Source organism: Sphingomonas sp. NFX23 (assembly GCF_049887795.1).
Taxonomy (GTDB): Bacteria; Pseudomonadota; Alphaproteobacteria; order Sphingomonadales; family Sphingomonadaceae; genus Sphingomonas.
The window spans coordinates 538,518-551,878 of record NZ_JAGEKH010000003.1; the positions used below are offsets into that span (position 1 = coordinate 538,518).

Consider the following 13,361-nt stretch of genomic DNA (forward strand, 5'->3'; position numbering starts at 1 on the left):
ATGGCGTTGTGATTTTATACAAATCAACTTGATTTGGGTTATAATTTTTTCCCGATCCGGGACGTCATCATCTTCAGGCCCGCATGACGATCTGTGCGTTCTCGATTGGCGGCCAAGTCCATGCGGCTACCGTGAATGATAGAAGTCGTAGACCTGTTGCGCGACGCCTGCGGACACGCCGGGTGCTTGTTGCAGGTCCTGCAAGCTCGCGTTGCGCACTGCGCGGCCGGTGCCGAAGTGCATCAGCAGCGCCTTTTTCCGCGCCGGGCCGATGCCGGGGACTTCGTCGAGCGGGCTGGCGCCGATGGCCTTGCTGCGCTTGTCGCGGTGGACGCCGATCGCGAACCGGTGGACCTCGTCGCGCAGCCGCTGGAGGTAGAACAGGACCGGGGCGTTGACGGGGAGCTGGAACTCGCGGCCGTCGAGCATGTGGAACACCTCGCGACCATCGCGACCGTGTTCGGGGCCCTTGGCGATCCCGACCAGGCACACGTCCTCGACGCCGATCTCCTCGAGCGCGGCCTTCACCGTGTTCAGTTGGCCCTTGCCGCCGTCGATCAGCACGAGGTCTGGCCAATCGCCCGAATCGCGATCGGGGTCCTCGGCCTGCGCGCGCGAGAACCGCCGCGTGAAGACCTCGCGCATCATCGCGAAATCATCACCCGGCGCGGTATCCTTGTTCTTGATGTTGAACTTTCGATACTGGCCCTTGCGGAAGCCCTCGGGCCCCGCGACGACCATCGCGCCGGTCGCGGCGGTGCCTTGGATGTGGCTGTTGTCGTAGATCTCGATGCGCTCGGGCGGCTCGGCGAGGTCGAACAGGTCGGCGACTTCGCGCAGCAGCTTGGCCTGCGTGGTCGATTCGGCCTGCCGCCGCTCGATCGCCTCGATCGCGTTGCGCTTGGCCTGGTCCATCAGGCGGCGGCGATCGCCACGCTGCGGGACCTGCAAAGCGATCTTGTAGCCGGCGCGTTCGCCTAGTGCTTCGGCGAGCAGTGCACCTTCCGTCAGTTCGCGGTCGAGCAGGATCTGCTTGGGGGGCGGGACCTCTTCGTAGAACTGGCCGAGGAAGCTGGTCAGCACCTCGTCCTCGGGGACGTCGTTGGTGTGTTGCGGGAAGAAGCTGCGATGCCCCCAGTTTTGACCGCCGCGGATGAAGAACGCCTGGATGCCGATGAGGCCGTCCTTGCACGCCATCGCGAAGATATCGGCGTCGCCCACGCCCTCCGCGTTGATCGCCTGCGTGCCCTGGATGAAGGTGAGCGCGCGGAGGCGATCGCGGAGCAGCGCCGCGAGTTCGAAGTCCATGTTCTCGGCGGCGGCCTGCATCTGCGCGCCGAGCTTCGCCTGCACCCCGGTCGACTTGCCGCCGAGGAACGCCTTCGCATCTTCGGTCAGTTCCCGGTACGCGGCCTCGTCGATCCGTCCCACGCAAGGCGCGGAGCAGCGCTTGATCTGGTAGAGCAGGCATGGCCGGTCGCGCGTCTTGAAGAAGCTGTCGGTGCAGCTGCGCAGAAGGAACAGCTTCTGGAGCGCGTTGAGCGTGTTGTTGACCGACCCGGCGCTCGCGAAAGGCCCGTAGTAATTGCCCTTCGCCCGGCGCGCGCCGCGGTGCTTCTGGACGCGCGGGAAGGCGTGGTCGTCGCGCAGGAGGATGAACGGAAAGCTCTTATCGTCGCGCAGCAGCACGTTGTAGGCGGGGCGATAGCGCTTGATGAGCTGCGATTCGAGCAGCAGCGCCTCGGCTTCGTTGTTGGTCGTGACGATCGTCATCGACCGGGTCTGCGATACCATCCGCTGCAGGCGCTTGGTGAGGCGCTCGACCTGGACGTAGTTCGCGACGCGGTTTCGGAGCGCGCGCGCCTTGCCGACGTAGAGCACGTCGCCGCGAGCGTCCTGCATGCGGTAGACGCCGGGGCGGATCGGCAGCGTGTCGAGCACATTGCGGATCGCCGCCACGCCGGCCGCGAGGTCGGGCGCTTCACCGCCACCGCGGACGGCGAACGTGGACTTGTCTTCGTTGAACCGGTCGGGGGAATTGGGGGAGGACATCGTTGGGGAATCTAGGGAGTGCGAGGGGGTTATGCCAGCTTAAGACAGTGATGTTCACGCGAAGGCGCAAAGACGCGAAGAGAAGGGAGGAGTTGGTTCACGCGGAGACGCGGAGACGCGGAGACGCGGAGAGAAGATACGAGCACTCAGCGTTCGTTCTCAACCTGCCGAAGGCTTACATCCACTCGTGGCGGCTCGGTACATCATCCCGAGCCGCAACACCTCCGCGGCTCCGCGTCTCCGCGTGAACCAACCTTCTGTTCCTCTTCGCGCCTTTGCGCCTTCGCGTGAATCAATCTTCTAAGCCCTGCGGGCGAAGAGGGGCGGTCAGGTTTGGGCGAAGACCTTGGTACCGACGATGCCGACCACGGTCAGGGCCATGAAGCAGGCCTGGATGCCGCTGACCTTGTCGCCGAACAGGATGACGCCGCCGATGATGACGCCGATCGCGCCCGCGCCGGTCCAGATCGCATAGGCGGTGCCGGCGGGGAGGCCGCGCATCGCGAGGGCGAGCAGACCCATGTTGACGAAGCTGAGGATGATCGGGACGCTGGAGGCTTGCCACGTGGCGACGGTGGCTGCCCATTTGAGGCTGAGCGCCCAGCAGATTTCGGTGACGACGGCGACCGCGAGGATGAGCCAGGACATAGGTGTTCTCCAACGGGCTCAGATTGGAGACTCAGCCGCCGGAAACCCGGGAAGAGACGGCCGTCTGTGCAAAACAGGAAAAGCGCCAAGCGAACTACCGTTCCCTCGCGGAGGCGGGGGTCCAGGGTTGCAGGCGCTGTCTTATGAGATCCTGGGCCCCGCCTCCGCGGGGGAACGGCAGCGCTTCGAGCGCTGCCCCCGGTTAGTTGAGGCGGCTGAGACCGGAGATCGAACGGTCTATCATCATGCGGTCGGCGGTTGCGTCGTGGTGCTCGGCGATGAGGATGCCGGCAGCCTTCGCCGCAGCATCCGCCGCCCGCGCGCGAACTTCGGCAATCGCAGCGCGTTCGGCCGCGGCGATCTTGTCCTCGGCCATCTTCGCGCGACGGGTCATGAGGTCTTCGGCGCCCGCTTTCGCCTTGGCGATGATCGCCGCGGCTTCGTGGTGTGCGTGGGCCTTCATGGCTTCGGCTTCGACGTGCGTGGTCTTGGCCTTGGCCTCGTACTCGGTGCGGATCGCTTCAGCTTCGGCACGGAGCGCCTTGGCCTCGTCGAGCTGCGTACGGATGCCGGCGATGCGCGTGTCGAGCATCTTGCCGATCATCCCTGGAACCTTCTTCCAGATCATCAGCAGGATGACGACGATCATCGCCACCGCGACCCAACCGGTCGAGGTCAGGCCGAGCGCGGTCGGATCGGGCACATGCTCGACGCCGCCGGGTGCGGCCGTGTGACCCTGGATGCCCTGGTTGTCGACCGCACCCTCGGGCGCCATGCCCTCGCCGTGGATGACCTTTGCGGCCGAATCTGGATTAGCCATGCGCCGTCGTCCTGCGTACCGCGTCGGTCGCCGCGTCCAGGCTGACCTGGAGGCCGGCGACCTTGGCGGCCAATTGCTGTGCTGCTTCGGCGGCGACACCCTGCAAGTTCGAGAGCGCCTCGGCCTTCGCGTTCGCGACCGCCAGATCGTGATGACCCAGACGCTCGGCGAGTTCGGCGTCGGCCGCGTGGACCTGTTGCTCGAACGCGGTCGCCGCACGCTTGGCTGCTGCCGCGGTCTCGGCCTGCGCCGCGACGCGGGCCGCGTCCATTTCGGCCTGCCAGTTCGCCTGGACCGTATCGGCCTGCGTACGGGCAGCGACCGCTGCCGCCAGATCGCCCGCGATTCGGCCTTCGCGCGAGTCCACGTTGGACACGATCTTTGGCACCATTCCCTTGCCGATCCCGAAATACAGGATGCCGAAGGTGAGGAGCAGCCAGAAGATCTGCGAGGCGTAGGTAGCGGCTATCTGGGAAATCTGGGGCATGTCGGTCCTTCGTGAAACGGCTGGGCGCGGTCGCCCGGCCAATTCAGCGAGTTGTTAGGCGACGAACACGAGAATGATCATCGTGACGAAGGCGAGCAGACCGAGAAGCTCGGCTGCTGCGAAACCGATGAACAGACGGCCCTGCTGGCTGTCGGCTGCGCCCGGGTTGCGCAGAGCGCCGGCGAGGAACTGGGCGAACACGTTGCCCACGCCGAGTGCCGCGAGGCCCATGCCGATCGCTGCGAGGCCGGCACCGATCATCTTTGCTGCTTGTGCGTCCATGGTAAATTCCCTTTGAAAATCAGTTGGTAATGGAAAACTTAGTGGAGATTGACGGCGTCGTTCAGATAGACCGACGTCAGCAACGCGAACACGTAGGCCTGGATCGCAGCAACCAGCAGCTCGAGCAGCGTGATGCCGATCATCAGCAGCATGCTCGGCGCGCTGACCAGACCGATATACATCCCACCGAGGTTCAGACCGTTGATCACGAACGCGGCCAGCACCTTGAGCAGGATATGCCCCGCGGTCATCGCCACGAACAGTCGCAGACCGAGCGAGAACGGACGCACCAGGAACGACATCAGCTCGACCACGAAGATCAGCGGAATCATCAGCGCCGGCGTGCCGCTCGGCACGAACAGCGAGAAGAAGTGGAAGCCGTGCTTGCCGAAACCGACGAGCAGCACGATCGCGAAGCTGATCAGCGCCAGCACGCCAGTGACGGTCATGTGGCTGGTCACGGTGAACGGGTGCACGCCGGGGACGATGCCGAATGGCAGGAGCCCGATGATGTTCGCGAACAGGATGAACATGAACAGCGAGAAGACGTACGGCACAAAGCGCTTGCCGCCGGGGCCGACATTCTGCTCGAGCATGCCCGAGATGAAGCCGGTAAAGCCCTCGACCGCCATCTGCCAGCGACCGGGCACGAGCTCACGCTTCATGCCACCGATCATGAACGCCCAAAGCGCGACCAGCGTCACCACCATCCACAATGCGGAATTGGTGAACGACAGGTCATAGCCACCTACGATCCAGTGCGAGCCGAACGCCGGCTCGATCAGGAACTGGTGCATCGGATCGATCTTGCCGCCCTGTTCTGCCGCCACGTGGAATCCCTGCCGTCTTGATACGACAAACGCCCGGTTACTCCGGGCGTTCGCCTGAAATTCGAATGATCTGCCTGAACGCGACCGCTATCCCGAGGAACAGCAACACGATCAGCCCCCAAGGGCCAGTGCCGAACCAATGGTCTATCAACCAGCCGATCAGCGCACTGCCGACAAGACTCCCGATTAGAGCGGAAATGACGCGATTGCCTTGCGAGTACCCCCGCTCGGCATCCGCCCCCTTCTGCCCCTTTGCGAGCGTTTCCCGATGCTGCGCCTCTCGCAATCGCTCATCGAGCGCGGAAAGTCGCGGATCTTCAACACCCTGGGGGTCCTGTCCGGGTTCGATCTCCGCCACGCACGTTCCTCCACCTGATTACGCATCGGGGAGGAAGCAAGCAGCGACGAGCGATCCCGCCAAGGCGCGGTCCGTTTAGAAAAGGGGGGGGTGCAAGTCAACCGGTGTGACACGGGCGTCATTAATGGGGCGGCGGATGGGATTGGCGATAACGTTCGGTGCGATCAGTAGAGAAGCTCGGAAGGACGCTCGCTCTTCGTCATCCCGGCGAAAGCCGGGACCTCGCGCCACGAGGGGAAGCTCCCTTCTTCGTCACCCCGGACTCGTTCCGGGGTCCACCGTTCCGCACGCTCACTACTATCGAGTACGCGGAACCGTGGATGCCGGAACGAGCCCGGCATGACGGGAGGTCAAACGCAGCGCGAATCGCGTTCGGGCGCACCGGCGGTGCGGGTCTTCCAGACACCGTTCGGCGTCTTGTACTTCTCACCAGGGTTGGTCTGCATGATCAGGTTGCAGCCGCTAGTGAAGGCGAGTTGCTCGACCGTCGCACCGCTCGCCTGCGCCTTTACCGTGTAAGCCGACTTGCGCTGGATGTTGATGTTGTTGACCAGCGCGCGCAAATCGCCGCTCGCCGCGCCGACCAGGCCGAGATAGCCGTCGGGCTGCTCGCCGACCTCGCCCCCGGCACGCGCCGCGGCATAGGCCGGATCGCGCTGCGCGGTTGCCGCGACAGACAGGCCACCGAGAGCCGCCGCTGCGGCAACCACCATAAGGACCTTGGTCTTCATCTTAGAATATCCCCGGATTCTGCTGGATCAACGATTTCGCCTCGCCATCGAGACGATAGACCACTTCCTGCGTGACGTTGATGTTGAGGTTGATCTCGATCGGCTTGTCGGGCGCCGACACGTTGATGCAGCCCGGCAAGGCCCCCGTCAGCCCGATAATCGCGATCGTCCTCGTCATCCTATGCAAGATCGGCCTTTGCTCCCGCTTCTTCAATCCTGTTTCGGTCATGGCACGATCCTGCTTGCGGGAGGCTGAATGGTCGGGGGTTTCGGAGGAGGCGGCGCAGCTTGCTGCTGCAGCAACGCCGGCAGGTTTCGCTGGATCAGCCGCTTCGGATCGTAGAAGCTCTGCGCCGAGTCGAGCAGGCCGCGGAACGGCGCCTTGATCCGGATATTGAACACGAACGGCAGCTTCTGCAGGCGGCGGACGATGAAGTTCGCCTTCGCCCCCTCGCCCTGGCTGATCCCGGCGAACCGCACGTCGGTGACCATCTCGCCCGCGAGCGGCCCGTTCAGGCCGACGCGCAACGACTGGTAGCGCAACGACTTCAGTGCGCCGAACGCGATGTTCGCCCAGACGCCGAGATCCTTCTGGGTGAGATCGCCGACATAGGCGAGCGTCCCACCGCCCGGCCGGACGCGCAAGTCGCCGCCTTCGATCCGGCCGCCGGTCTCGTCGAAGATCATTGGCAGCACGCCGTCGAAGATGCCGGTCGCGTCGAGATTCTTGAAATCGAACTGTTGCAAGAACTGGTCGGCCGCCATGTTGGCGACGTGGAACGTCATCCGCCGCTCGGATTGCGCGGAGAAATCGAGCAGCGTCGGGTCGAGCGTCAGCGATCCACCCGCGAACGGCCACGAGCCACCCTCAACCTGGACGCGCGCGCCCGGCAGCGTCTGGTAGCGGATCGTGCCGTCGCTGACCGGTATGCCGGGGTTGAGCGTGCGGATCGTCGCCACCTGCCCCGGCGCGCTCTGGAGATTGAGCAGGTCGGTGAAATGGATCTCGGTGGCGATTCCCGTGACCGGTCCGAACGCGGCGGCGAGATCGGTGCCGGCGGTACGGAACACGCCGGTGCTGGTCACCCCGTCGGGGTTCCAGGCGATATGCCCCTCGCCGCTGACCGATCCGTTGACGTCGGCGATCACGCCGAAGGTCAACGGGGTCAGCGCGTCGGGTTGCAGCTTGTCCTTGGCGAACGCGATCGCGGGTACGGCGAGGTCGGCCTTGCCTGCGCCGGCACCCAGAGCGTGGGTCAGCGTTACGTCGGCGACCTTGGTGTTGGTGGTCGGTTCGAACAGCGTGCCCGCCGCGGTAATCGTGCCGTTGACGAGCGCGAGTGTAACGCTGCGGGCAGCAAGCGGCTTGAAGCGCGGGGTCGGCGCGGCATCGGATACCCCCATCGCGCCGGTGAGGTTGAGCGCGCCTTTGACGAGCGTCCAGTCGCCGGCGGCGTCGCCGAGCAGCAGCGGCACGTTGGCGATCTGGCCAGAGCCGTCGGTGAACGCGCCCGCGACGCCCTGCCCGGTCATGCGACCGGTGACGGTGCCGAAATCGAGTCGCGTGATGCGTTCGGACGCGCCGATCCGGGTCTGCACGCCGTTGATCGCAAAGCCGCGATCCGCCAACCGCACGGTCGCACCCGCGGTCGTCAGCGTAATCGGGGTAGTGCCGAGTCGCCCACCCAGCTTGGCCGCGGCGATCTTCGCACCACCGCTGACCCGCGCGCCATCGACTTGGACCAGCGCGCCATTGAGCGGGCACAAGGTCAGCCGCGAGGGATCGAGCACGAGGCCGGAGATCGCAAAGCGCTGGACCGCCAAAGGCACGCAACCGGTGTTGACGACCAGCCGCCCGCGACCGTTCCACAGCGCCGCAACCGGCATCGACAGGCCATCGACCCGGTCGCCGGGACCGCCCGCACCGATCGGTCCCCCGAGCGTGACGCGCGTCGCGATCGAGGTTGCCCCGCCCGGCGTTGCGCTGAAGGTGACGGGGGTCAGCGCCAGGCTCGCGCCACCCGCCGCATAAGGAGCGATGGTGGCAACGCCGCGGATCGCCGCGCCCGGTTTCCCCTGCGCGAGCGACACGCGCGCCTCAGGCAGGCCGCCGCCACGCATCGCGAGGACCGTGTCGAGCCGCACGCCGCCGTTCGGCCAGCCGAACGCGACCCCGCTGCCGCCACCGAGCGCTACACGCGCACCACTGGCGGAGGCGAGGGCCAGACGCGACAGCACGGCCTTGCCGCGCCCGCCGTCGATCCGCACGCGAACGTCGGCGTCCGCGGCAAATCCGCGGCCGGCCTTATGGATCGCCTGCGTCACCGCGCTCGCCAACGGCGCAACGGGCGTGCCCGCGGCCGCACCGCCTATCCCCGCCAGCCCCGCGAGTCGCTTTTGCGCCACCGCGGCGCCGCTCGCCTGGACGCGCCCGTCGAACGCGATCTGCTGGCCGATCCGGTACGTGCCTGTGAGCGCAACCCGGCGCGCGCCGCCCTCAGTGGTGCGAACGGTATCGGCGGCGATGTTCGCCTTGCCGCCGGTCGCCGCCGCGGTTCCGGTGAAGTCGATCGTGCCTCCGACACCAGCCAAAGTCGCACCCGGCGTTCGTGCCGCGCCAGTCTTGAGCGTAGCCTTGCCCTGCCAGCGATCGAGCGCCGCAGAGAGGCCAACGTCCAGATCGGCCACGATCCGCGCCGCCTGCGTCGTGCCGCAGGCGAGCCGCGACACGCGCATCGGCCCGGTGATCGTCGGTTTGGCCGCGTCGATACGCAGCTTCACCGTTGCCGCCAGCCGGTCGATCACACATCCGCCGATATCGAGCCGCTCGCTGATCGCCGCCAACGTACCGCGGAACCCGTCGTCGAGCTTGCCGGAGCCTGCCAGCTTCAACCCGACGATCCCTTGCGGTGTCTCTAGTCGCATCCGACCGTCGGCGACCGATACGTCGAGCGCCGGTAATGCGAACGGCTTCCCCGACGGCGCGGGTAACAACCTGTCGATCGCGCCGAGCGACACTTTCCCGTCCACCAGTCTCCCGCGCAACCGGACCTTCCCCGCGCGCACGCCCTCCAGATACGGCCCGGACAGCCCGACGCCGGTCCGCGTCTCGACCCAGTCGGCGACCAGATCGGGATGCGCCGGATCGCCGATCACGACGTTGGTCAGTCGCTGGCCGCCCAGCGCGAGGTCGGCAATATCGTACCGCGCAGGTACGCCGGCCTTGGCGAGTTCTCGGTCGATGAACCCTTCGGCGATCGGTTTCCGCACCAGCCACAACACGACCAGCGCGGCGATCAGGAGCAGCGCGATCCCCAGCGCAACGCGGCGGGCGGTCACGGTACGGCGAGGATGGGCCCCGGGGTCGACCCCCGTCTCGCTCGTCTCGGTCACCCACTCACTCCGCTACGCTTTCGCGGCCTGCATAGGCGGGAGCGAGGGCGTCATGCAATTGCCCAGGGATGTGCTAGCATCGCAAAATGGCCGATCCGGACGAAGACGCTGACGTCCGGGGGGACGATCTGAAGGGCCATCGCGGCCGCCTCCGCAAACGCCTGTTCGAAGGCGGCAGCGACGCGCTGCTCGACCATGAACTCATCGAATACCTGCTCGCGATCGCCATACCCCGCGGCGATACCAAGGCGCTCGCCAAGGCCCTGATGCGTGAGTTCGGCGGGATTGGCGGGGTGCTTACCGCGGATGCCGAGGCGCTCGGCCGGGTGAAGGGCATGGGCGAAATCTCTACCGCGGCGATCAAGATCGCGCACGCCGCCGCGATCCGCCTGCTGCAATCGCACGTCAGCGACCGTCCGGTGCTCGCCAACTGGCAGGCGCTGCTCGACTATCTCCCGGCCGACATGGCGCACCACGCGATCGAGCGCTTTCGCGTGCTCCATCTCAACACCAAGAACATGCTGATTCGCGACGAGGTGATGAGCAAGGGGTCGATCGACCAAGCCGCGGTGTATGTCCGCGAAGTCATCCGCCGCGCGATCGACCTCGGATCCGCGTCGATCATCCTCGTCCACAATCACCCGAGCGGCGACCCCTCCCCCAGCCGCGCCGACATCGACATCACGCGAACGATCGCGGAGGCGGGCAAGCGGCTCGGCATCACCGTCCACGACCATATCGTGATGGGCACCGGCGGCCATGTTAGCCTGCGTGCGCAAGGGTTGATCTGACGCAATCAGATAAAGGAGAAACATCCGAAACTCCTCGTGCCTTTTCATCCGTATCTTCGTTGTCACGGCAAAGGAATTGCATGTGGATAACAAGTTGCACGACGAAGCCTCGGAGGTAACCGCCGAGCACGGTCAGGTCATGGTCGACGGGCCGGACGGGGTCGCGGTATCATTGACGCCCGACGCCGCGGCCGAAACTTCCGATCGGCTGCTCAACGCCGCCGTCGAGGCGCAGGGGCAGATCCTGGCGGAGACCCGCATTGCGCAAGATCGGGTGCGCAAAGCCGACTGATCTACCGCAAGTCGTAGCTCTCCGATCTATAGTAGCGATATGCGCAACTATCGACCGGAGACGCGATGCGCCAAATTCTATACATGAGTTCGAGCACCATAGCCGGCGACAAGGCCGATCTCGTGGGAATATTGCAGCAGTCCCGGCACAATAATGCGCTGCATGACATCACTGGATTGTTGTGGTCGGACGGCACGCATTTTCTTCAGGTGATCGAGGGACCAACAGCTTTCCTCGACGCGACGTTCGGCCGTATTACGCAGGACGATCGTCATTACGATCTGTCGCTCCAGCACAATATCCCGATCCACGAACGGCAGTTCGGTGCCTGGACGATGGCGCACAGGCGCGCGGACGATCCTGTCGATGCGTATGATGCGCGCATGCGGCGCTTGCTCAACGGCGCGTCGCAGCGGGTGCGCGATCCCTTCCTTGCGCTGATGGCGACGGGTTCGCTGGACGGCTGACGTGACGAAGGCCGCCGGGCGTAAACCCGACGACCTCGATCCGTGCGATGAGACTTTGCGGACGTGTCGTGGCCGTCAGCCCTGTGACAGGAAGCTGGTGACCTCGGTCTTGGTCAGCGACTTGCTCTTGTCGGTATCGGCCTGCGCGAAGGCGGCGGATACCCATTTCTTGGTCTCGGGCGCGTCGGGCTTCGTCGAGGGATCGGTCTTGCTCTTCAGTGCGACCATCCAGCCGCCGAATTCGGTCGCGCTGAGTTTGCCATCGCCGTTCTTGTCGTAGGTCGGGAACTCGGTGTCGACGACCTGCGCGACCTGGCTGCCGGTCGCGGGCTGCTCGCGCGTGGCGGGTTGCATCGGCACTGCATCGGTTGGCGCACCAGATGGAGCGGCCTGCCCGACAGCAGCACCGCCCGACGCCGAAGTCTGCGGGGATGTCGTGGTCGTCTGTGCCAGTACGGGTGCAGCAACCAGTACCGCGCCGGCCAGCATAGCATATTTCAACATTGCGTCTCTCCGGTGGTGTTCTACGCGTCTACTAAGCGACGTTGCGACCATGCCTGATATATACTCGACATAGCGAACCGCTTACCGACTCTATACGCGCCACATCACCGGATTTATACCTCGCGACGGGTGTTTGAACCTTCCCCTGCGTCCTGCTACCGCGTTTCGCGAGCAGCCGCGGGCCGAACGGCACGCGACGCGCCCTACCCTTCACGCTCCCGAGGAAACCCGATGGTCCCCCGCTATTCCCGCCCCGACATGGTCGCGATCTGGACGCCCGAAGCGCGCTTCAAGATCTGGTTCGAGATCGAGGCGCACGCCACCGACGCGCTCGCCGAACTGGGCGTGGTCCCCAAGGAAGCCGCCGCCGCGATCTGGGAAAAGGGGACGTTCGAGGTCGACCGGATCGACGAGATCGAGCGCGAGACCAAGCACGACGTCATCGCCTTCCTGACCAACGTTGCCGAGCATGTCGGCCCCGAGGCGCGCTTCATGCACCAGGGCATGACCTCGTCCGACGTGCTCGACACGTGCCTCGCGGTGCAGCTGGCCAAGGCAAGCGACATCCTGATCGCCGATCTCGACGCGCTGCTCGTGGTGCTCGAACGCCGTGCGCGCGAGCACAAGATGACGCCGACGATCGGTCGCAGCCACGGCATCCATGCCGAGCCGGTGACGTTCGGGCTCAAACTTGCGCAGGCGCATGCCGAGTTCGCGCGCAACCGCGCGCGGCTGGTCGCGGCGCGCGAGGACGTCGCGACCTGCGCGATCTCGGGCGCGGTGGGGACGTTCGCGAACATCGATCCGTTCGTCGAGGAGTATGTCGCCGGCAAGCTCGGGCTGTCGGTCGAGCCGGTTTCGACGCAGGTGATCCCGCGCGATCGCCACGCGATGTTCTTCGTGACGCTGGGCGTGATCGCCAGCTCGATCGAGCGGCTCGCGACCGAAGTGCGGCACTTGCAGCGCACCGAGGTGCTCGAGGTGGAAGAGTTTTTCTCGCCCGGCCAGAAGGGCTCGTCGGCGATGCCGCACAAGCGCAACCCGGTGCTGACCGAGAACCTCACCGGGCTCGCGCGGATGGTGCGCGGGTACGTGACGCCGGCGATGGAGAATGTCGCGCTGTGGCACGAGCGGGACATCTCGCACTCTTCGGTCGAGCGGTACATCGGGCCGGATGCTACGATTACGCTCGACTTCGCGCTCGCGCGGCTGACCGGGGTGATGGACAAGCTGGTCGTCTACCCCGAGCGGATGTTGAAGAACCTCAACAAGATGGGCGGCCTCGTCCATTCGCAGCGCGTGCTGCTGGCGCTGACGCAGGCGGGCGTGAGCCGAGAGGACGCGTATCGCCTGGTCCAGCGCAATGCGATGAAGGTGTGGGATTCGGACGGCGCGCTGTCGCTGCTGGAGTTGCTGAAGGCGGATCCGGAAGTGACGCTGAGCGATGCGGAGCTCGAAGACAAGTTCGACCTTGGCTATCACCTCAAGCACGTCGACACGATCTTCGCGCGGGTATTCGGCGCGGCCTGAGGACTAGGGCGAAGGTTGCTCCCCTCCCTGAAAGGGAGGGGTTGGGGGTGGGTCGGCTGGTTCGAGTTATCCCGTCTGGAATTTGCGGAAGCCGACCCACCCCCTGCCCCTCCCTTTCAGGGAGGGGAGAGCGTTGCGGATCGGGCAAATGTGACGCCCAAATCGCGCCGAATGCA

General features: G+C 65.5%; 15 protein-coding genes. 4 read left to right on the plus strand and 11 right to left on the minus strand.

Annotated features, from left to right (window positions below):
- Positions 1 to 126: 126 nt before the first annotated feature.
- The 10 genes from uvrC to J4O76_RS10110 all read right to left on the minus strand — a co-directional run bounded on the left by uvrC (position 127) and on the right by J4O76_RS10110 (position 9,601).
- The gene (gene uvrC, locus J4O76_RS10065) at positions 127 to 2,052 is read right to left on the minus strand and encodes an excinuclease ABC subunit UvrC (RefSeq protein ID WP_056055419.1); all 1,926 of its coding nucleotides are present in this window, start codon (positions 2,050 to 2,052) and stop codon (positions 127 to 129) included.
- A gap of 327 nt (positions 2,053 to 2,379) precedes the next feature.
- Positions 2,380 to 2,700, minus strand: a complete 321-nt coding sequence (locus J4O76_RS10070; protein WP_056488555.1) for a DMT family transporter — start codon at positions 2,698 to 2,700, stop codon at positions 2,380 to 2,382.
- Between the two features lie 202 nt (positions 2,701 to 2,902).
- Positions 2,903 to 3,520 (minus strand): hypothetical protein, encoded by a 618-nt coding sequence (locus J4O76_RS10075; protein WP_426281618.1) that lies wholly within the window; start codon positions 3,518 to 3,520, stop codon positions 2,903 to 2,905.
- Positions 3,513 to 4,007 carry an ATPase gene (locus J4O76_RS10080; RefSeq protein ID WP_056065115.1) on the minus strand — a complete coding sequence of 165 codons (495 nt, stop codon included), beginning with the start codon at positions 4,005 to 4,007 and terminating at the stop codon, positions 3,513 to 3,515. Before J4O76_RS10080 ends, J4O76_RS10075 begins: the two co-directional genes overlap by 8 nt.
- A gap of 54 nt (positions 4,008 to 4,061) precedes the next feature.
- A complete protein-coding gene (locus J4O76_RS10085) occupies positions 4,062 to 4,289 on the minus strand; it encodes a F0F1 ATP synthase subunit C (protein ID WP_055873230.1) in 228 nt (75 codons plus the stop codon).
- Between the two features lie 38 nt (positions 4,290 to 4,327).
- Complete coding sequence (locus tag J4O76_RS10090) at positions 4,328 to 5,086, minus strand: F0F1 ATP synthase subunit A (protein WP_056056028.1); 759 nt, start codon at positions 5,084 to 5,086, stop codon at positions 4,328 to 4,330.
- 70 nt (positions 5,087 to 5,156) lie between these two features.
- The gene (locus J4O76_RS10095; RefSeq protein ID WP_056488546.1) at positions 5,157 to 5,477 is read right to left on the minus strand and encodes an AtpZ/AtpI family protein; all 321 of its coding nucleotides are present in this window, start codon (positions 5,475 to 5,477) and stop codon (positions 5,157 to 5,159) included.
- Between the two features lie 350 nt (positions 5,478 to 5,827).
- The gene (locus J4O76_RS10100; protein ID WP_426281619.1) at positions 5,828 to 6,208 is read right to left on the minus strand and encodes a YdbL family protein; all 381 of its coding nucleotides are present in this window, start codon (positions 6,206 to 6,208) and stop codon (positions 5,828 to 5,830) included.
- Position 6,209: 1 nt separating this feature from the next.
- Positions 6,210 to 6,386 carry a YnbE family lipoprotein gene (locus tag J4O76_RS10105; protein WP_426281620.1) on the minus strand — a complete coding sequence of 59 codons (177 nt, stop codon included), beginning with the start codon at positions 6,384 to 6,386 and terminating at the stop codon, positions 6,210 to 6,212.
- A 47-nt stretch (positions 6,387 to 6,433) separates the two neighbouring features.
- A complete protein-coding gene (locus J4O76_RS10110) occupies positions 6,434 to 9,601 on the minus strand; it encodes a YdbH domain-containing protein (RefSeq protein ID WP_426281622.1) in 3,168 nt (1,055 codons plus the stop codon).
- 86 nt (positions 9,602 to 9,687) lie between these two features.
- Between J4O76_RS10110 and radC the strand changes: the two genes are divergently transcribed.
- From radC to J4O76_RS10125, 3 genes are all read left to right on the plus strand, one after another.
- Entirely contained in the window at positions 9,688 to 10,392 is a 705-nt protein-coding gene (gene radC, locus J4O76_RS10115; RefSeq protein WP_426281623.1) for a RadC family protein, read from the plus strand.
- Between the two features lie 82 nt (positions 10,393 to 10,474).
- Positions 10,475 to 10,684, plus strand: a complete 210-nt coding sequence (locus J4O76_RS10120; RefSeq protein ID WP_426281624.1) for a hypothetical protein — start codon at positions 10,475 to 10,477, stop codon at positions 10,682 to 10,684.
- Positions 10,685 to 10,749: 65 nt separating this feature from the next.
- The gene (locus J4O76_RS10125) at positions 10,750 to 11,151 is read left to right on the plus strand and encodes a BLUF domain-containing protein (RefSeq protein WP_426281626.1); all 402 of its coding nucleotides are present in this window, start codon (positions 10,750 to 10,752) and stop codon (positions 11,149 to 11,151) included.
- Between the two features lie 75 nt (positions 11,152 to 11,226).
- Here J4O76_RS10125 and J4O76_RS10130 read toward each other — a convergent pair whose 3' ends face one another.
- Complete coding sequence (locus J4O76_RS10130) at positions 11,227 to 11,655, minus strand: EF-hand domain-containing protein (protein ID WP_426281628.1); 429 nt, start codon at positions 11,653 to 11,655, stop codon at positions 11,227 to 11,229.
- A 231-nt stretch (positions 11,656 to 11,886) separates the two neighbouring features.
- Here J4O76_RS10130 and purB point away from each other — a divergent pair, with 231 nt between their 5' ends.
- The gene (gene purB, locus J4O76_RS10135; protein WP_426281629.1) at positions 11,887 to 13,185 is read left to right on the plus strand and encodes an adenylosuccinate lyase; all 1,299 of its coding nucleotides are present in this window, start codon (positions 11,887 to 11,889) and stop codon (positions 13,183 to 13,185) included.
- Positions 13,186 to 13,361: the final 176 nt, after the last annotated feature.

What these genes read in the sequence shown, in the direction of transcription:
- uvrC (WP_056055419.1), bottom strand. Translation starts at nt 2,052, where the DNA reads ATGTCCTCCCCCAATTCCCCCGACCGGTTCAACGAAGACAAGTCCACG.
- J4O76_RS10070 (WP_056488555.1), bottom strand. Translation starts at nt 2,700, where the DNA reads ATGTCCTGGCTCATCCTCGCGGTCGCCGTCGTCACCGAAATCTGCTGG.
- J4O76_RS10075 (WP_426281618.1), bottom strand. Translation starts at nt 3,520, where the DNA reads ATGGCTAATCCAGATTCGGCCGCAAAGGTCATCCACGGCGAGGGCATG.
- J4O76_RS10080 (WP_056065115.1), bottom strand. Translation starts at nt 4,007, where the DNA reads ATGCCCCAGATTTCCCAGATAGCCGCTACCTACGCCTCGCAGATCTTC.
- J4O76_RS10085 (WP_055873230.1), bottom strand. Translation starts at nt 4,289, where the DNA reads ATGGACGCACAAGCAGCAAAGATGATCGGTGCCGGCCTCGCAGCGATC.
- J4O76_RS10090 (WP_056056028.1), bottom strand. Translation starts at nt 5,086, where the DNA reads ATGCACCAGTTCCTGATCGAGCCGGCGTTCGGCTCGCACTGGATCGTA.
- J4O76_RS10100 (WP_426281619.1), bottom strand. Translation starts at nt 6,208, where the DNA reads ATGAAGACCAAGGTCCTTATGGTGGTTGCCGCAGCGGCGGCTCTCGGT.
- J4O76_RS10105 (WP_426281620.1), bottom strand. Translation starts at nt 6,386, where the DNA reads ATGACGAGGACGATCGCGATTATCGGGCTGACGGGGGCCTTGCCGGGC.
- radC (WP_426281623.1), top strand. Translation starts at nt 9,688, where the DNA reads ATGGCCGATCCGGACGAAGACGCTGACGTCCGGGGGGACGATCTGAAG.
- J4O76_RS10125 (WP_426281626.1), top strand. Translation starts at nt 10,750, where the DNA reads ATGCGCCAAATTCTATACATGAGTTCGAGCACCATAGCCGGCGACAAG.
- J4O76_RS10130 (WP_426281628.1), bottom strand. Translation starts at nt 11,655, where the DNA reads ATGTTGAAATATGCTATGCTGGCCGGCGCGGTACTGGTTGCTGCACCC.
- purB (WP_426281629.1), top strand. Translation starts at nt 11,887, where the DNA reads ATGGTCCCCCGCTATTCCCGCCCCGACATGGTCGCGATCTGGACGCCC.